The following is a 17,891-nucleotide window of genomic DNA, read 5'->3' on the forward strand; positions in this document are numbered from 1 at the left end:
AGAGCCTGCCGCGCGCCACCGAGGCAACCTCGACACGCCGAATTGCATCGGTGGGGACGGCGTCGCGACGGCGACCCGGCCCTCGGCGATACGAGATGTCGACACCCCTCGATATGTAGAAATCCGATCAAGCGGACATCGCATTGACTCCCGCCGGGAGCGAGACCAGATTATGCGCTGAAACGCATAAGCGGATGACCACATGATCAGCCCCGTCGACCTGATGTCGGCCCTCGCCGACCCGACCCGTCTCGCCGCCCTGCGCCTGCTGTGGGACGGGCGCGAGCACTGTGTCTGCGAACTGATGACCAAGCTCGGCGCCAGCCAGTCGCGGATGTCGCGGCACATGGGGGCGCTCAAGATCGCCGGCCTGCTCGTCGACCGGCGTGATGCCCAATGGGTGCGCTATCGCCGCAACCCCGACCTCGACCCCGCGGTCGCGGCGGTGATCGATGCGGTGATGGCCCTGCCCCTCGCGCAGAGGAAGGACGCCGCATGACCACCTGTTGCCCCGCACCGATCGTCGCCCCGCCGGCGGTCCGCCATCCCGCGCCCTGGCTGATCGGCACCGCCGGTTGCCTGGTCGCTTGGTGCTTGGTCTATGCGGTCCTCGAACCGGCCGCGACCGGACTGGTCGCCCTGATGCCGATCGAGCCCGGCAGCCGCCTCGCCGGCGCCGTCGCCTTCTTCGTCTACGACACGCCGAAGGTCTTGATGCTGCTGACCCTGGTGGTCTTCGCCATGGGCGTCGTGCGCAGCTTCTTCTCCGCCGAACGCACCCGCGCCCTGCTCGCCGGCCGCCGCGAAGGCCTCGGCAACGTCGCCGCCGCCGCGCTCGGCATCGTCACGCCCTTCTGCTCCTGTTCGGCCGTGCCGCTGTTCATCGGCTTCGTCTCGGCCGGCGTGCCGCTCGGCGTCACCTTCTCGTTTCTGATCGCCGCGCCGATGGTCAACGAGATCGCCCTCGGCCTGCTCTTCGCCCTGGTCGGGTGGAAGGTGGCGCTCACCTATCTGGTCTTCGGGCTGGCCGTCGCCATCGTCTCCGGCTGGGTGATCGGCCGCCTGCATCTCGAAGGCTGGCTGCAGGACTGGGTCAGGACCGTCCGCGCCGGCGCGATCGATCTGCCGGACGAGACCATCACCCTGGTCGACCGCATCCGCGCCGGTATCGACGCCGTGAAGGACATCGTCGGCAAGGTCTGGATGTGGGTCATCGCCGGCATCGCCCTCGGCGCCCTGATCCACGGCTATGTGCCGGTCGATCTCGTCGCCGCGGTCATGGGGCGCGACGCCTGGTGGTCGGTGCCCGCCGCCGTGGTCATCGGCATCCCGATGTATTCGAACGCCGCCGGCATCCTTCCGGTGGTCGAGGCACTGCTCGACAAGGGCGCCGCGCTCGGCACCGTGCTGGCCTTCATGATGAGCGTGATCGCGCTCTCCGCCCCCGAAATGATCATCCTGCGCAAGGTCCTGACCACTCGGCTGATCGTCGTGTTCGTCGCCGTCGTCGGCCTCGGCATCCTCGCCGTCGGTTGGATGTTCAACCTCCTCTTCGCCTGACTTCACTTTGTCCTACCGCCGACCGGGCCGAAACCCGCCGCGGCAACCCCCCAGGGAGACTGAAAATGGACGGAATCGGGTTCGTCGGCGCCGGGCGCATCGCCCGGATCATGATCGACGGGTGGCGGCGCGCCGGGCGGTCGCCGGCGACCCTCGTCGCCTATGATGCCGATCCGGCGGTCCTCGACGCGCTGATCCGCGACCATCCGACGGTCCGGCGCGGCGATCCGGCGGCGGTGGCGTCGCAGGCGATCGTCGTCCTCGGCCTGCATCCGCCGGCCGCGGCGGAGGTGCTGCCGGCGATCGCGCCGAGGCTCGCCGCCGACGCCATCCTGCTGTCGCTCGCCCCGAAGCTGAAGTTCGAAGCGCTCCGCGCCCTCGCCGGGGGCTTCGCCCGCATCGCCCGGCAGAATCCCAACGCGCCGTCGATCGTCAATCGTGGCTTCAATCCGATCGCCTTCGCCGCAGGGCTCGATCCCGCCGGCCGGGCGCGGCTGCTCGATCTGCTGGCGCCGCTCGGCGACTGCCCGGAGGTCGACGAGGCGACCATCGAGGCCTATGCGCTGATCAGCGCCATGGGCCCGACCTATCTGTGGTTCCAGTTCCAACAGCTCCGCACGCTGGCGGTTCAGTTCGGCCTGTCCGACGCCGCCGCCCGCACCGCCGTCGCGCAGATGGTCCATGGCGCCGCCGCGACGCTCTTGGAGAGCGACCTGCCGGTCGAGCGTGTGCTCGATCTGGTGCCGGTCAAGCCGCTCGCCGGCGACGAGGCCATGATCGCCGATCTCTACCGCGCCCGCCTCGAGCCCCTCTGGGCCCGCCTGACGGCCTGAACGAATGCGTGACCAAACCCTTGAAAGGACAGACGATGAAACAGGTGAAGGTCCTCGGACCCGGTTGCCGGCGCTGCCGGACGACCGCCGAGATGGTTCAAACCGAGGCCGATCGGCTCGGCATCGACATCACCATCGAGAAGGTGACCGATTATGCCGACATCGCCGGCTGGGGCATCGCCGCGACCCCGGGCATCGTGGTCGACGGCAAGGTCGTCCACGCCGGCGGGCTGCCGAAGGCCGAAGACATCGGCAAGTGGCTCGGCTGAGCGGCCCGCCGCCCCCGCCCCCGCCGCCCGAAACGGCCCCGTACGGGGGGAGGAGGCCCATCCGCGGCGGTGGCGGCGCTTCGGCACCGCCGCGAAATCCTGCGGGTTCGTCCGAACGCCGCCGTCGGCCTTTCATAGGGCGGTTCCCTTCCACCGCAGCAGCCGCATGGCGTTGGCCGTGACCAGGACCGTGGCGCCGGTGTCGGCGAGGATGGCCGGCCACAGCCCGGTGAGGCCGGTGATGGTCGTCACCAGGAACACCGCCTTGAGGCCGAGCGCGACGGCGATGTTCTGTCGGATGTTGGCCATCACGCGGCGCGACAGGGCGACCATGTCGGCGATGTCCATCACCCGGCCGTGGAGAACCGCTGCATCGGCGGTCTCGAGTGCGACGTCGGTGCCTCCGCCCATGGCGATGCCGACGTCGGCGGCGGCGAGCGCCGGCGCATCGTTGATGCCGTCACCGACCTTGGCGACGATCTCGCCCTGCCTCTGCATCTCGCGGACGATGTCCTGCTTGTCGCTCGGCATCAGCTCGGCGCGGGGCGTGATCCCGAGCAGCGTCGCCACCGCCTCGGCCGTGGCCCGGTTGTCGCCGGTCAACATCACCGGCTTCACGCCCGCCGCCTTCAACGCATCGAGGCCGCGCCGGGCATCGGCGCGCGGCTCGTCGCGCATGGCGATGGCGCCGATCGCCTCGCCGCTGCGCACCACCACCGACACCGACTTGCCTCCGGCGCTCAACGCCGCGATGCGCTCCGCGTCGATCGCCCCGATCGGCGCGAGGCCGCCGGCGGACGCGACCGAGCCGAAGAAGACCGCGTCGCCACCGACCACTCCCTCGACGCCCTTGCCCGGCACGGCCGCGGATCCGGCGCTCGCCGCGATCACCACGGTTCTCGCAGCCGCTTCCGTGAGAACGGCGAGGGCGAGCGGATGGCTCGACCCGGCCTCCAGCGCCGCGGCGAGAGACAGGACGGTGTCCGGGGTCTCGCCGCCGAAGCCGATCACGTCGGTGACCCGCGGTCTGCCTTCGGTCAACGTGCCGGTCTTGTCGAAGGCGATCGCCGTGATGCGGCCGACCGTCTCGAGGATGGCGCCGCCCTTCATCAGGAGACCACGCCGGGCGCCGGCCGACAGACCGGCGGCGATCGCCGCCGGTGTCGAGATGACCAGAGCGCAGGGACAACCGATCAACAGGATCGCCAGCCCCTTGTAGGTCCAGGCCGACCAGTCGCCGCCGAAGGCGAGCGGCGGGGCGAGCGCCACCAGGGCCGCGACGATCACCACGCCGGGTGTGTACCAGCGCGAGAACCGATCGATGAAGCGCTCGGTCGGTGCCTTGCTCTCCTGGGCCTCCTCCACCAGCTTCACCACCCGGGCGATCGTGTTGTCGGCGGCGGCGGCGCTCACGCGAATGCGCAGCACGCCGTCGCCGTTGACCGCCCCGGCGAAGACCGTGTCGCCGACCGTCTTGCTCTTCGGCATGCTCTCGCCGGTGACGGGCGCTTCGTCGACGGCGCTCTCGCCTTCGGTGACGGCGCCGTCGGCCGGGATGCGATCGCCGGGGCGGACCACGACGATCGCACCGACGGCGAGGCTTTCGGCCGCCACCTCCTCGATCACGCCGCCCCTCTCGAGGCGGGCGGTCTTCGGCACCAGGGCCGCCAGCCCCTGAATGCCGGCGCGGGCGCGGCTCGCGGCGACGCCTTCCAACAATTCGCCGACCAGGAACAGGAAGACCACGGTGGCGGCTTCCTCGGTCGCGCCGATGACGATCGCGCCGATCGCGGCGATGGTCATCAGCATCTCGATCGAAAACGGCGTGCCGGCGAGAGCCGCCATCAGCGCGCGCCGGGCGATCGGTACGAGGCCGACCGCGATGGCGGCGAGAAAGGCCCAGACTTCGAGTTTCGGCACGGCATGGCCGATGCCGTAGGCCGCCGCCAGCGCCACCCCGCTGGCGATGGTCGGCCGCGCCTTCGGCGACCACCACCACGGCGCATCGTTCGGGCTCGGTCCGTCCGGGTGCGACCGCGGGGCGGCGTCGCTCGTCGGCGCGTCGTGATCATGACCGGCGTGGTCGTGGCCGCCGTGCTCATGGCCGACATGGGCATGAGCGCCGTCGTGATCATGGTCACGTCCGGTAGAGGCCGGCCCGTGAGCCGGATCCTCGGGGGTGCCCGGCGTCGCCGCGGCGCCGGCCAGTCGCGTGGTCGCGTATCCGAGGCCGGCGATCTTGCGGGCGAGCGCGTCGAGATCGACGTCGGGCCCATGGGTCACCGACAGGCTCCGACCGGTGACGGAGACCGAGACGTCCTGCACGCCGGGAACCCGCCGGGCGGTGGTGTCGATCTTGGTCGCGCAGGCGGCGCAATCCATGCCATCGACGCGGAAGCGGGTCTTGGAAACGGTGCTCATGGGATCGTCCTTGTCCATCATCTCGGGCGAGCCTACATTCTCCAGCGACTAGAGGAGCAAGCACCGAGATGTCAGGCGTTCCGATCGGCGAGGCCGCGCGCGTCAGTGGAGTCAAGGTGCCGACCATCCGCTATTACGAAGAGGTCGGGCTGCTGCCGGAGCCGCCCCGCACCGCGGGCAACCGCCGCTTCTACGACGAGGCGCGGCTGCGACGGTTGACCTTCATCCGCCATGCCCGCGAGCTGGGTTTCGAGGTCGGCGCGATCCGCACCCTGCTCGATCTCCAGGACAATCCCGGCCAGTCGTGCTCGCCGGCCGATTCCATCGCGCGGCAACGGCTCCTCGACGTGGTCGCGCGCATCGACCGTCTGAAGGCGCTGCAGACCGAACTCGAGCGCATGATCGCCGGCTGCTCGCACGGGACCATCGCCACATGTCGGGTGATCGAGGTGCTGACCGATCACGGCCGGTGCGCGCATCCGAGCCACTGAAGCGGTCGGCCCCCCGGGCGGAGCGCCTCTCCGTCTCCGCTCACGGGCGGGCGGGGCCGCGCCGGCGCGCTCGACCGGCTTCGCCCCGATCTCGCCGGCGAAGACCCCGGGTTGCGCGCGCCGGTGAGGGATGGGGCGCGGTTCGCCCCGAATTGAATTTTTTGCTCAAATATGTACAATTCCTATGCATTTCATGGGAGAATTCGCCGCGACCAGCATTCCCGCCGGGGGTGCGTCGTTCCGGCGGCGCGCGCCCTGAGCTTGCTCTCGTGCGGGCGCGAGAGGGGATCGGGGCGACCGGTCCGGCCGACACCGACGACGACTCGGCCGCCCGCCGCGAGAACGCCGAACGCGGCGGCTCGAACGTCGCGCATCCCCATCCGAGACGCATCGCCGGCGGAGATCCCGCGCGATCGCCCGATTCGACAAGGAGATCCAACCGTGACGACCATGCTTCCCGTCGACTCCCTGACGCTGCCGCGCTTCTGCGGCGTGCCGACGTTCATGCGGCTCGAGCAGAACGGCAGCCTCGAAGGCATCGATGTCGCGATCCTCGGCATTCCTTCGGATTCCGGCGGCCCCTATCGCACCGGGGCGCGGTTCGCGCCGAACGCGATCCGCGCCATGTCGGTGATGCTTCGCCCGATCAACCCCTATCGCGGCGGCGTCAACATCTTCGAGACGCTCCGCGTCCGCGATGTCGGCGATTGCGGCGTCGTGCCCGGCTATCTGGAGGAGAGTTACCGGCTGATCGAAGAAGCGGTGACCGCGATCGCCGCCGCCGGGGTGGTGCCGATGTCGCTCGGTGGGGATCATTCGGTGACGCTGCCGCAGCTGCGCGCCCTCGCTCGCAGACACGGCCCCCTGGCCCTGGTGCACTTCGATTCCCACAGCGACACCTGGGACAGCTACTTCGCGGGGCTGCGCTACAGCGCCGGCACACCGTTCCGCCGCGCGGTGGAGGAGGACATCGTCGATGCCGCGCATTCGATTCAGATCGGCATGCGTGGCTCGCTGTTCTCGCCGACCGACGTCAGCCAGTCGGTCGAACTCGGCTACGAGGTCCTGACGACGGACGACGTCTTCGCACTCGGCGCCGAAAAGCTCGCCGAGCGGATTCGGGCGCGCACCGCCGGGCGGCCGGTGTTCCTGACCTTCGACATGGATTTCGTCGATCCCTCGGCCGCACCCGGGGTGCAGACGCCGGAGGCGGGCGGCTTCTCGGCCCACGAGACGCTGACCATCCTGCGCAAGCTGAACGGCCTGAACCTCGTCGGCGGCGACGTCGTCGAGACCAATCCGCTCTACGACGGCCCCGGCCAGATCACCGCTCTGCTGGCGGCGACGATCCTGTCGGAACTCCTGGCGCTTCTGGCCGACGAGCGACGCGGGGCGTGACCCCACCCGCCGACCGCCTCCGGCGCCGGCGTTCGGACCCGCGTCGGCGAGCCGGAGCGCCGCCGATCGCCCCTCCGTCTCGCCGATCCGTCAGGACGCGGCGCCCATCGGGCGGATGCGGTATCCGGCCGCTTCCAGGCGGGTGCGCACGGCGCGCGCCATGGCCACCGCGCCCGCCGTATCGCCGTGGACACAGACCGTGTCGGCGCGCACCGGAATGCGACGCCCGCCGACCGTGACGAGCTCGCCGGTCTCGACGATCCGCAGGATGCGTTCGGCCGCTTCGTCGGCATCGTGCAGCACCGCGCCGGGGAGCTTGCGCGAGGCGAGGTTGCCGTTGTCGGCATAGGCGCGGTCGGCGTAGATCTCGCGGGCCATCCGCAGGCCGAATTCCTCGCCGGCCCGCTCGGTCTCGAGCCCGGGCATGACGACGAGGATGAAGTCCGGATCGACCGACTTGACCGCACGGGCGACCGCGCGGGCGAGCTCGATGTCCTCGTGCGCGAGATTGCCGAGCGAGCCGTGCGTCTTGACGTGGGTGAGCTTCTGGCCGCCGGCGTGGGCGAGCGCCTGCAGAGCGCCGATCTGGTAGACCAGCTGCTTCTCGACGTCGTCGGGGCGCTCGCCGAGGATCGGCCGCCGGCCGAAACCCCACAGGTCGAAGAAGCTCGGGTGAGCGCCGGCGCCGACCCCGCGCGCGGCGGCGGCGGCGAGCGTCTTCGCCATCACCAGCGGGTCGCCGGCATGAAAGCCGCAGGCGATGTTGGCGGAGGAGACGATGTCGAGCATGGCTTCGTCGTCGCCGAGCGTGTAGACGCCGAAACCCTCGCCCATGTCGCAGTTCAGATCGATGGTCTTCATGTCGACTCCACAGGTTGTCCGTCGAGCGCCGAACAGACGCCGCCGATGAGATCGAGACCGAGGAGGAAGGCGGAATCGAGATCCTCGGCGGTGCGCGCGACTCGGCGCAGGCGTGTCAGGCGTCCGGTCGCGAGACGGTGGTGGTCGCGCACCGCAGTAGCCGCTTCCGCTGCGCCGATCGCAACGAAGCGGATCGTCTCGCCGGGGCGGCGCTGGGCGATCTTCGGCAGATCCGGCCCGATCACCGTGGCGATCTTGGGATAGCCGCCGGTGGTCTGGCGGTCGGCGAGCAGCACGATCGGCCGGCCGTTGCCCGGTACCTGGATGCTGCCGTTGACGATCCCGTCCGAAACGATGTCGTGCCCGTCGGCGTGTTCGATCGCCGGCCCGTCGAGTTGTGCGCCCATGCGATCGGTGCGGGACGTGACGCGGAATCCGGCGCTCAGGAAGGTCGCGACGCCGGCGGCGGTGAAATGATCGTCCTGCGGTCCCAGAACCACGCGCACCGGGCCGTCGGAACGGGGCCGATCGGCCTCCGGCAGACAGAGGTCCGGTCCTCGCGGCGCCCCGAGCAGCGGCAGCCGGTCGCCGGCGGCGAGCGCGCGACCGTGGAAGCCGCCGATGCCCGACCGCGAATGGGTCGACAGACTGCCGAGCGTCGGTTCGATCGCGAATCCGCCGGCAACCGCGAGATAGGCATACATGCCGTCCGAAATCGCACCGAAGTCGAGGCGCTCCCCTTCGGCGAGGTCGAAGGAGCGCCAACCGTCGACGCGGCGTCCCGCGACCGACATCGGCATGGCGGCACCGGCGACCGCCACGCGACAGGCGCCGCCGACGACGGTCGCGGCGAGGCCGGTCATCGACATCTCGATCACCGCGGTGTCCGGGGAATTGCCGACGAGGGCGTTGGCGATCCGCATCGCCACCGCATCCATGGCGCCGGATCCCGAGATGCCGAAGCGCTGACAGCCGAAACGTCCGACATCCTGGAGAGTCGAGGAGAGACCGCCCCTGTCGATCACGAGATGCAGGGTCACGGCATCATCTCCCGTTCGGCGACGATTTCGCCGGCTTCGGCCGCGCGGCACAGGCGCTCGTAGGTCGCACCGTCGATCGGTTCGAAGCGGATCGCGTCGCCGGCGGAAAACAGAAAGGGCTGAGACGTTCGATGCGGATCGTAGGAGCGAACCGGGGTCCGGCCGATCAGATGCCAGCCGCTCGGGACCTCGAGCGGGGAGGACACCGCCGTCTGGCGACCGCCGATCGACACGCTGCGGGCCGGCGTCTTCGGGCGCGGGTCGGTGCGGCGGCTGGTGTGGAGCGCCGTGGGCAGCCCGCCGAGATAGGCGAAGCCCGGCGCGAAACCGATCATGTGGACGCGATAGGTCGCGCCGGCGTGGAGCCGGACCACCTCGTCGGTGGCGAGGCCGTGACGGGCGGCGACGTCGTCGAGGTCGATGCCGCAGGCGCCGCCGTAACACACCGGAACCCGCCAGAGTCGGCGCTCGGCGTCCGATGCCGGGCGCGGGGGCGGCAACGCGGCGACGATCGCCCGCAACCGTGCGGCCGGCAGCACCAGGGGATCGAACAGCACCAGCAAAGACCGGTAGGTCGGAACCACCTCGTGGAGGCCCGGCAGAGCCAGTGCCTCGATCGCCGCGGCGAGGGCCACGACGGTCGCGTTGAGGCGGTCGTCGATCGTCTCGCCGAGTTCGATCACCAACCCGCCGTCACCGGCATCGAGTAGGCGCGGCGCAGGGGCGTCGCCGGTCATTCACGTCGTCTCCACCTCGTCGGTTCGAAGCTTGGAACAAGAATCGTACCAAGTCACGAAGATCGAACAATCGGCACCCGATCGCATCCCTGATTCCCCCGATCTCCCGGACGCACGGGCGTCCGCGTCGTCGCGCGCTTCCGCCGTTTCCGCGTCTCGGGGGGCTGCAACCGGCGACCGTCCCGGATCGATCGAGACCGAGCGCCACGGCCTCGAAAGCGCGACGAAAGGCGTAGATATCGCCCAGGAATCAGGCAGACCGTGCCAAAATATTCCTCTTGAACTCCACGGGTATACCAAGCACCATCATATGGTTATCTGATTAATGGCGAGTTCGGCGGCAGCCCTGCCCGCTGCGGGTAGACTCGGGGGGTACGATGGCGGAATCGAGGTCCACGGCCGGCGACGTCGAACGTTCCGTCGTTCTGCCGGCAGGCTACGGCAAGGCGATCCGCCTGCAGGCCGGTCGTCGCCTGCGGCTCGTCAATCTGCACGGTGTGCAGGCCGTCGATCTCTGGGCGTTCGTCGACGGCGACCCCGGCGAATACCTTTCGATGGAGCATTTCCGCTCGGTCCACAGCGTCGTCTGGGCGACCACCGCCACGCCGCTCGTCAGCAATGCCCGGCGGGCCATCGTCACGATCGTCGAAGACACCTCGTCCGGCCGTCACGACACCCTGCTCTGCCCCTGCAACGAGCCGCTCTACCGGCAGCTCGGCGCGCCGGCGGGCCACCGCAGTTGCGCCGACAATCTCCACGAGGGCCTCGCGGACCTCGGTCTCGCCGTCCCCTTCACGCCGGCCTCGCTCAACCTCTTCATGTGTGTCGAGGTCCGCGCCGACGGGTCGATCGACCGCCGCCTGCCCTCGTCGTCGCCGGGATCCCATCTCGTGCTGCAGGCGGAGGTCGACGTGGTGCTCGCCTTCTCCTGCTGCCCGCAGGACATCACGCCGATCAACGGGCCCGAGCGCACCCCGCGCGACTGCCGGATCGACATTCTCGCGCCTCCCCCGGAGGATGCTCGATGACCGCCGATAGGGACGCGCTCATTCGCATTCGCGGGCTGCACAAATCCTACGGACCGATCGAAGTTCTGAAGGGCATCTCGCTCGACGTCCATCAGGGAGAGGTCGTTTCGATCATCGGCGCCAGCGGGTCCGGCAAGAGCACGTTCCTGCGCTGCCTCAATGTGCTCGAGATGCCTCAGGCGGGGCGGCTGCGGTTCGAAGGGTTCGACTTCGACTTCGACGAGAATTCCCGGCACCGTCCGACCGCTGCGGATCTGCGCCTGTTGCGGGCGCGCATCGGCATGGTGTTCCAGAGCTACAACCTCTGGCCGCACATGACGGTGCTCGAGAACGTGATCGAGGCGCCGATCCGGGTCGCCGGCCAGCCCCTCCGCGAGGCCACCGCTAACGCCGAGGCGCTGCTCGCCCGGATCGGGCTGGTCGACAAGCGCCATTCCTATCCGACCCGCCTGTCGGGCGGGCAACAGCAGCGGGTAGCGATCGTTCGGGCCCTGGCGATGGCGCCGAAGGTGATGCTGTTCGACGAGGTGACGTCGGCGCTCGATCCCGAACTGGTCGGCGAAGTGCTGTCGCTGGTGGCCTCGCTCGCCGAAGACGGCATGACCATGCTGCTGGTCACCCACGAGATCGGCTTCGCCCGCGAGGTCAGTACCCGCACGCTGTTCTTCGACCAGGGTCTGGTCGCCGAGGACGGGCCGCCGCGCGAGGTTCTCCAGGACCCCCGGAGCGATCGGTTGCGCCAATTCCTGAAGCGGGTTCTCCACACCGATGTCCGGCGGGATGCCGGTCACGCCGTCGATGGTTCGGCGGGCGCGCAGGCGATCGAGGGGAGCGCGCCATGATCGCGACGTGGTGGGAAGGGTTCGAGCCCTATGTGGCGGGATTTCTCGACGCGAGTGTCGTCGTGCTGGTCCTGTCGATCTGCTCGATCCTGGTGAGTTGGATCTTCGGGCTCCTCGCCGCACTCGGCAAGGTCTCGCGCTTCCGGTTGCTGCGCTGGCTCAGCGACTTCTACATCTGGTTCATCCGCGGCACGCCGACCCTGATCCAGATCTTCATCGTCTATTTCGGGCTGCCGCAATTCGGTCTGCGTCTGTCGCCCTTCGTCGCCGGCGTCATCGCGCTCGGCTTCAACGGCGGGGCCTATGTCGCGGAGATCATCCGCTCCGGTCTGTCGGCGATCCCGCGCGGCCAGACCGAATCGGCCGAAGCCCTCGGCATGGGGCGGTCCCTGTTGATGCGCCGAATCATCCTGCCTCAGGTCTTCCGCATCATTCTGCCGCCGCTCACCAACGAAGCGATCTCGATGCTGAAGAACACATCGCTTCTTTCGGTCATCACCGTGGTCGAGCTGACTCTCTACTCGCAGACGATCATCGCGACGACCTTCCGTCCGTTCGAGTTCTATATCGCGACCGCCCTCATCTATCTCGTGATGACATCGGTGATTTCGCAGATCGCGGCCTACCTCGAACGAAAATTCGCACGCTCTCTGTGAGCCGCGCCCCGCGAACACCGCGGAAGTGATCTTCCCAGGGCGCCTCGCCCTCTCGTCAACGACCGGGGACCGGCCTGCCGGGTCAGGCCCCCGCCGACACCAGACGCAACCGGTCGGTTTCGGCCGCAAATCCGAACCGTGTCGTTCGGCGCGCCCGCGTCGGAACGGACATCCAGAGGAGATCGACGCATGCGCCTCAAGTTCCTGACCGTCGCCGCCGCCGTGGTCGGCGCTCTTCTCGCCGCTCCCGCCATGGCCGGAGACCTCGAGCTCCTCAAGCCCGGCAAGATTCTCGTCGCGACCGAAGGGACCTTCCCGCCCTTCAGCATGCGGTCGCCCGACGGCCAGCTCGACGGTCTGGAGATCCGGGTCGGCAAGGAGATCGCCCGTCGCCTCGGCCTCCAATACGAGCCGGTCATCATCAAGTGGGAGGCCCTGCTCGTCGGCCTCGCCGCCGATCAGTACGACTTCGCCTCCGACGCCATGGACATCACCGCCGAACGGCAGAAGCAGGTGACCTTCGCCGACGGCTGGCTCGAATCGGGCGGCCGCGTCGTGGTCAAGAAGGGCTCGGACATCAAGACTCCCGATGCCATCAAGGGACGGGTCGTCGGCGTCCAGGTCTCCTCGACCTGGCAGAAGCTCGCCGAGGAACGCGGCGCGAAGATCAAGACCTACAAGGCCGAATCCGATGCCATTCAGGATCTCGTCAACGGCAACGTCGACGCGGTGATCACCGACTCGGTCGCGGCGGCCTACGACATCGACAAGTCGAAGCTTCCCCTGGAACTGGTCGAGGGTTACGTCAGCCACATCCAGAAGGGGTTCCCCTTCAAGAAGGGCAAGCCCAATCTGGTCGCGGCGGTCAACAAGGCCCTCGCCGAGATGATCGCCGACGGCACCTACGCCAAGCTGACCTCGCCCCTGATCGGCTATTCCCCGGCGCCGAAGGAGCCCATTCGGTCGCTGTTCTGATCGACGGCGGCCGCGGACGATCCCGCGGCCGCCACAGCCCGAAGGGGTCTCCCGCCCTTCGGAGCGTTCGCCCCCCTTCCTCGAACGGAATCGCCATGGTCACCAAGCCCAGATCCGTCTCAACCATCGGCGACGACGACCGCGAGAAGAGTCTCGGCCAGACGGCCTACGATTCGATTCTCGATCGGCTCATCCGGCGCGAGATCCCGATCGGTTCGGTCCTCCAGGAACGCCGGATCGCCGAGATGCTGGCGATGTCCCGGACCCCGGTCCGCGACGCCCTGAACCGCCTCGAGAGCGAAGGCTTCGTGACGCGGCTGGTCGGCGGCATTCTCGTCGTCCGCGAATTCTCGACCCGCGAGCTGATCGAAACCCTGCACGTCCGCCAGATCCTGGAGATGGAGAGCGTTCGCCTCTCCACCGGGCGGATTCCGGCGAGCACCCTCGACGAGATCGAGGGCGAGATCCACGAATTGCTCGCCACGCCCGGCGCCGACGCCGAACGCGACTGGGCCGTCGACAGCCGGCTCCACGGCACCATCGCCGAGTACAGCGGCAGCGCCGTACTCGCCAAGCTGATCAACGATCTCCGCCTCAAGACGCACATGTTCAACATGAACCGTGTGCCCGAGCGCTTCGAGATCGGTCATCGCGAACACTGCGCGATCATCGAAGCGTTGAGACGCGGCGATGCGGCCACCGCCAGCGAAGGCATTCGACTCCACATCGAGAACGTCAAGATCGGCATTCTCGAAAAGCTCCGTCTCATCTGAGGGCGACATGACCGACAGGAAGATCGACGAAGGGACGCGCGGCGTCTTCATCATCGCGCCGACCCCGTTCACCGACCGCGGCGAAGTCGACGATCGCAGTACGGATGCGCTCGTCGACTTCTATCTGGAATGCGGCGTCACCGGGATGACCATCCTCGGGGTGCTCGGCGAGGCGCCCAAGCTGGCACCGAGCGAGGCCCATGCCTTCCTCGAGCGCGTCTCGAAGCGGGTCGACGGCCGCATCCCGATCGTCGTGGGGGCGAGCAATCCCGGCACCGACAATCTGATCCGGTTCTCCCGCACGGCGATGGATCTCGGGGCGGCCGGGTTGATGATCGCGCCGCCGCCGCGGCTGCGGACCGACGATCAGGTGTTCGCCTATTGGGACGAGGTCCTGTCGCGTCTCGGCCCGGACACGCCCGTCTGCTACCAGGACTACCCGCAGATCACCGACACCGTGACCTCGGTCTCGGTGCTGCACCGGCTGATCGATCGCTTCGCCAATCTGGTGATGCTGAAACACGAAGAGAGCCCGGGCCTGGGCAAGATCACGCAGCTGCGCCAGCGTTCCGATCGTCGCGAGGGACGGCGGGTGTCGATCCTGTGCGGCAACGGCGGCCTCCACCTGCCCCAGGAGCTGCGCCGCGGCGCCGACGGGGCCATGACCGGTTACGCCTATCCCGAGATGCTGGTCCGGGTGTGTGCGCTGTTCTTCGCCGGCGAAACGGAGGCGGCGGAGGATCTCTACGATCTCCATCTGCCGCTGTTGCGTCACGAGCAGCAACTCGGCTTCGGTCTCGCCCTGCGCAAGGAGGTGCTGCACCGGCGCGGCATCCTCGCCTCCGCGGTGACCCGCCATCCCGGCCCTCGGCTGACGGCCCGCGACCATGAGGAACTGGACCAGCTGTTGGCACGGTTGAACCGCAAGCTGCACGCAACGGAGTGAGACGATGGACCTCGGATTGAAGGGCCGCCGCGCCCTGGTGCTCGGCGCGAGCCGTGGTCTCGGCCGGGCGATCGCCGTCACCCTCGCCGCCGAAGGCGCCTCGGTCGTTCTCTGCGGCCGCAACCGGGAGGCGCTCGCCGAGGTGGCGGCGACGATCGCCGGCGCCGGCGGCGACGCTACGCCGCTGACCCTCGATCTCGCCGACCGGGCCGGTGTCGACGCCGCCCTCGCGACTCTCGGCGACGTCGGGATCGACATCCTGATCAACAACGGCGGCGGCCCGCCGCCCGGGCCGGTCGCCTCGGTCGAAAGCGACGTGTGGAGCCGGCAGTTCGAGGTGATGGTCAACGCGCTGTTCCGTGTGACGGCGCATGTCCTGCCGGGCATGCGGGCGCGGCAATGGGGGCGCATCGTCAACATCGTCTCTTCGGGCGTGGTCCAGCCGATTCCCAATCTCGGCATCTCCAACGCGCTGCGCGCCTCGGTCGTCGGCTGGGCCAAGACCCTCGCCGGCGAGGTCGCCGCCGACGGTGTCACGGTCAACTCGGTCCTGCCGGGACGCATCCACACCGAGCGCGTCGATTCGCTCGACGCCGCGGCGGCGACGCGTTCGGGCAAGACGGTCGCGGAGATCGCCGCCGCCTCTCGCGCCACCATTCCCGCCGGGCGCTACGGCACCCCGCAGGAGTTCGCCGACGTGGTCGCCTTTCTGGCGTCCGAACGCGCGAGCTACGTCACCGGTGCGCTGATGCGCGTCGACGGCGGCGCGATCCGCAGCATCTGAGACGGGCCGGTTCGAAGGGGCCGGCCCGACGATCGGTCGGCTCCGACCCGGCGACAGGACGCGATGTCATGAAGTGCCTCTTGGTCCAGCCGATCCACGCCGATGGAATCGCGGTCCTGCGGACGGCGGGGATCGACGTGATCGCCTGCCCCGCCGCCGACATGGAGACCGTCGCCCGCGCGCTCCCCGGCTGCGCCGCGGTGATCACCCGCAATGCCGGCCTGTCGGGGCCGGCGATGCGGGCCGGCGACGCGCTCAGGGTCGTCGTCGTGCACGGCACCGGCTACGATCACGTCGACATGGCGGTGGCGGGCGAGCGCGGCGTGCTGGTCTGCAACACGCCGGGGCTCAACGCCCGCTCGGTGGCGGAACTGGCCCTCGGTCTGGCCCTGGCGGCGGCGCGGCGCATTCCCGCCGCCGACCGCAGCGAACGGCGCGGCGAGACGGGATTTCGCGAGGCCGAGAGGTTCGTCGAACTCGGTGGCAAGACTGCCCTGGTGGTCGGCTGGGGAGCCGTCGGCTCGCGCCTCGGACGGATGTTGGCGGCGGGCCTGGGGATGAAGGTCCTGGTCCATTCGCGCTCGGCCGGTGATTTCGAGCGCGTCGCGACCCTCGCCGAGGGGCTCGCCCGCGCCGATCTGATCTCGCTCCACACGCCGCTGACGCCGCAGACCCGCGGCATGATCGGCGCCGAGGCGCTGGCTCGGGTCAGACCGGGCGCCCTGCTGGTCAACACGGCGCGCGCCGGGCTCGTCGACGAGGTGGCGCTGGCGGCCGCGATCGACAGCGGACGGATCGCCGCCGCGGCCCTCGACGACCATTCCCCGGGGGCGCCGACCGGACCGCTCGCGACGTCAGGCCGCGTGATCTTCACGCCGCATCTCGGCGGGACCACCGAGGAGGCCCTGCGCCGCGTCGCGATCGAAGCCGCCCGCCACGTCGTGACCGCGCTCTCGGGTGGGCGGCCCGCCACGGCCCTGAACGACCCCGGGAGTCTGCACCCATGACCTCGACGATCCGCGACACCATCGACCGATTGTTCGATCGCATCGGCGCCCTTTCCGAGGCCGGCCCCGGCTACACCCGCCCGTCCTACGGGGCGTTGGAGAGCCGAGCCCATGCGGTCGTCGCCGATCATGCCGCGACCCTCGGCCTCACGGTGACACGCGACGCCGCGCTCAATCTGTTCGCCCGCCTGCCCGGCGCGGACCGGGACGCACCGCCGCTCCACGTCGGCTCCCATCTCGACACGGTCGCCAACGGCGGTGCCTACGACGGGGTCGCCGGGGTGGTCGGCGCCGTGGCCCTCGCCGCCGACCTCGTCGCGCGCGGGGTCCGCCTGCCGTGCGATCTGGTCGTCACCGTCACCCGGGCCGAGGAGAGCGTGTGGTTTCCCGTCTCCTATGTCGGTTCGCGCGCCGCCCTCGGACGGCTCGGGGCCGACGATCTCCGGGCGAGGCGGAGCGACAGCGGCCGCACCCTCGCCGAACACCTGCGGGAGGAAGGCGGCGATCCCGACGCGATTCTGCGCGGCCCCGGGTTGGCGCCGGCGCGGTTCGTCGAGATGCACATCGAACAGGGGCCGGTGCTCGACGCGGCCGGCGAGGCCTTCGCCGTGGTCGACGCGGTGCGCGGCGGTCTGCGCTATCGCGACGCCCGCATCCAGGGCGTCTGGGCCCATTCCGGCGGCGCGCCGCGCGAATTGCGCTCCGACGCGGTCTTCGGTCTGGCCGATCTCGTGACCGCCATGGATAGGGGTTGGGCGCGGAGCCTCGCCGAGGGCGGCGATCTCGCCGTCACCTTCGGCCGCGTGGATGCGGCGACGCCCGAACACGCCTTCGCCAAAGTGCCGGGCCGTCTCGATTTCTGCGTCGATCTGCGCAGCGTCGACGATGGCGTTCTCGAGTCCACGGACGCGCTGCTGCGCGCCGAGATCGCCGCCATCGAACGGGCGCGCGGGCTGCGCTTCGATCTGGGGCCGCAATCGCGCAGCCGTCCGGCGCGGATGTCGCCCGCCCTCGTCGCGGCGCTGGTCGGCGCCGCCCGCGAACGCGGCGTCTCACCCCGGATCCTGGCGTCCGGCGGCGGCCACGACGCGGCCGCCTTCGCCCTCGCCGGCTGGGATGCGGCGATGATCTTTCTGCGCAACCAGAACGGCAGCCACAATCCCGACGAAGCGATGGATCTCGGCGATCTCGCCGAGGCCGTCGCCGTTCTCGCCGCGGCGATACCGGGGATCGCCGCGACACCACGCTCCGCGGCGTGACGTCTCGGCCG

At 69.7% G+C, this 17,891-nt stretch carries 19 protein-coding genes; 15 read left to right on the forward strand and 4 right to left on the reverse strand.

Annotated elements, in window-relative coordinates:
- Nucleotides 1–202: 202 nt before the first annotated feature.
- From EYW49_RS16140 to EYW49_RS16155, 4 genes are all read left to right on the forward strand, one after another.
- The gene (locus EYW49_RS16140; protein WP_131310659.1) at nt 203–499 is read left to right on the forward strand and encodes an ArsR/SmtB family transcription factor; all 297 of its coding nucleotides are present in this window, start codon (nt 203–205) and stop codon (nt 497–499) included.
- Nucleotides 496–1,560, forward strand: a complete 1,065-nt coding sequence (locus tag EYW49_RS16145; RefSeq protein ID WP_131310660.1) for a permease — start codon at nt 496–498, stop codon at nt 1,558–1,560. Before EYW49_RS16140 ends, EYW49_RS16145 begins: the two co-directional genes overlap by 4 nt.
- 65 nt (nt 1,561–1,625) lie before the next feature.
- A complete protein-coding gene (locus tag EYW49_RS16150) occupies nt 1,626–2,393 on the forward strand; it encodes a pyrroline-5-carboxylate reductase family protein (protein WP_131310661.1) in 768 nt (255 codons plus the stop codon).
- Nucleotides 2,394–2,428: 35 nt separating this feature from the next.
- Entirely contained in the window at nt 2,429–2,662 is a 234-nt protein-coding gene (locus tag EYW49_RS16155) for a thioredoxin family protein (protein WP_131310662.1), read from the forward strand.
- A gap of 132 nt (nt 2,663–2,794) precedes the next feature.
- Here EYW49_RS16155 and EYW49_RS16160 read toward each other — a convergent pair whose 3' ends face one another.
- Nucleotides 2,795–5,083, reverse strand: a complete 2,289-nt coding sequence (locus EYW49_RS16160) for a heavy metal translocating P-type ATPase (RefSeq protein WP_131310663.1) — start codon at nt 5,081–5,083, stop codon at nt 2,795–2,797.
- A gap of 68 nt (nt 5,084–5,151) precedes the next feature.
- Between EYW49_RS16160 and EYW49_RS16165 the strand changes: the two genes are divergently transcribed.
- Nucleotides 5,152–5,574 carry a MerR family transcriptional regulator gene (locus EYW49_RS16165; RefSeq protein WP_131310664.1) on the forward strand — a complete coding sequence of 141 codons (423 nt, stop codon included), beginning with the start codon at nt 5,152–5,154 and terminating at the stop codon, nt 5,572–5,574.
- Between the two features lie 450 nt (nt 5,575–6,024).
- The gene (gene speB, locus EYW49_RS16170; RefSeq protein ID WP_131310699.1) at nt 6,025–6,972 is read left to right on the forward strand and encodes an agmatinase; all 948 of its coding nucleotides are present in this window, start codon (nt 6,025–6,027) and stop codon (nt 6,970–6,972) included.
- A gap of 90 nt (nt 6,973–7,062) precedes the next feature.
- Here the strand turns inward: speB and EYW49_RS16175 are convergent, their stop codons facing one another.
- The 3 genes from EYW49_RS16175 to pxpB are packed head-to-tail and all read right to left on the reverse strand — an operon-like array spanning nt 7,063 to nt 9,610.
- Complete coding sequence (locus tag EYW49_RS16175; RefSeq protein ID WP_131310665.1) at nt 7,063–7,833, reverse strand: LamB/YcsF family protein; 771 nt, start codon at nt 7,831–7,833, stop codon at nt 7,063–7,065.
- Nucleotides 7,830–8,873, reverse strand: a complete 1,044-nt coding sequence (locus tag EYW49_RS16180; RefSeq protein WP_131310666.1) for a 5-oxoprolinase subunit C family protein — start codon at nt 8,871–8,873, stop codon at nt 7,830–7,832. Before EYW49_RS16180 ends, EYW49_RS16175 begins: the two co-directional genes overlap by 4 nt.
- Nucleotides 8,870–9,610 carry a 5-oxoprolinase subunit PxpB gene (gene pxpB / locus EYW49_RS16185; RefSeq protein ID WP_131310667.1) on the reverse strand — a complete coding sequence of 247 codons (741 nt, stop codon included), beginning with the start codon at nt 9,608–9,610 and terminating at the stop codon, nt 8,870–8,872. Before pxpB ends, EYW49_RS16180 begins: the two co-directional genes overlap by 4 nt.
- A gap of 377 nt (nt 9,611–9,987) precedes the next feature.
- On the opposite strand from pxpB, the gene EYW49_RS16190 reads away from it, so the two are divergent.
- From EYW49_RS16190 to EYW49_RS16230, 9 genes are all read left to right on the forward strand, one after another.
- Nucleotides 9,988–10,638, forward strand: coding sequence for a DUF1989 domain-containing protein (locus tag EYW49_RS16190; RefSeq protein ID WP_131310668.1), 651 nt, complete (start codon nt 9,988–9,990; stop codon nt 10,636–10,638).
- On the forward strand, nt 10,635–11,480 hold the full coding sequence (locus EYW49_RS16195; RefSeq protein WP_131310669.1) for an amino acid ABC transporter ATP-binding protein: 846 nt from the start codon (nt 10,635–10,637) through the stop codon (nt 11,478–11,480). The genes EYW49_RS16190 and EYW49_RS16195 overlap by 4 nt, the downstream gene beginning before the upstream one ends.
- Nucleotides 11,477–12,136, forward strand: coding sequence for an amino acid ABC transporter permease (locus EYW49_RS16200; RefSeq protein WP_131310670.1), 660 nt, complete (start codon nt 11,477–11,479; stop codon nt 12,134–12,136). The genes EYW49_RS16195 and EYW49_RS16200 overlap by 4 nt, the downstream gene beginning before the upstream one ends.
- Before the next feature lie 189 nt (nt 12,137–12,325).
- Entirely contained in the window at nt 12,326–13,111 is a 786-nt protein-coding gene (locus EYW49_RS16205) for a transporter substrate-binding domain-containing protein (RefSeq protein WP_131310671.1), read from the forward strand.
- Nucleotides 13,112–13,206: 95 nt separating this feature from the next.
- Nucleotides 13,207–13,884 (forward strand): GntR family transcriptional regulator, encoded by a 678-nt coding sequence (locus EYW49_RS16210; RefSeq protein WP_131310672.1) that lies wholly within the window; start codon nt 13,207–13,209, stop codon nt 13,882–13,884.
- A 7-nt stretch (nt 13,885–13,891) separates the two neighbouring features.
- Nucleotides 13,892–14,830, forward strand: coding sequence for a dihydrodipicolinate synthase family protein (locus tag EYW49_RS16215; protein ID WP_131310673.1), 939 nt, complete (start codon nt 13,892–13,894; stop codon nt 14,828–14,830).
- A 4-nt stretch (nt 14,831–14,834) separates the two neighbouring features.
- On the forward strand, nt 14,835–15,614 hold the full coding sequence (locus tag EYW49_RS16220; protein WP_131310674.1) for an SDR family oxidoreductase: 780 nt from the start codon (nt 14,835–14,837) through the stop codon (nt 15,612–15,614).
- A 68-nt stretch (nt 15,615–15,682) separates the two neighbouring features.
- A complete protein-coding gene (locus tag EYW49_RS16225) occupies nt 15,683–16,621 on the forward strand; it encodes an NAD(P)-dependent oxidoreductase (protein WP_131310675.1) in 939 nt (312 codons plus the stop codon).
- Nucleotides 16,618–17,880 (forward strand): hydantoinase/carbamoylase family amidase, encoded by a 1,263-nt coding sequence (locus EYW49_RS16230; protein WP_131310676.1) that lies wholly within the window; start codon nt 16,618–16,620, stop codon nt 17,878–17,880. The genes EYW49_RS16225 and EYW49_RS16230 overlap by 4 nt, the downstream gene beginning before the upstream one ends.
- Nucleotides 17,881–17,891 lie beyond the last annotated feature (11 nt).

This window comes from Siculibacillus lacustris, from assembly GCF_004328075.1.
GTDB classification, from domain to species: Bacteria; Pseudomonadota; Alphaproteobacteria; order Rhizobiales; family Ancalomicrobiaceae; genus Siculibacillus; species Siculibacillus lacustris.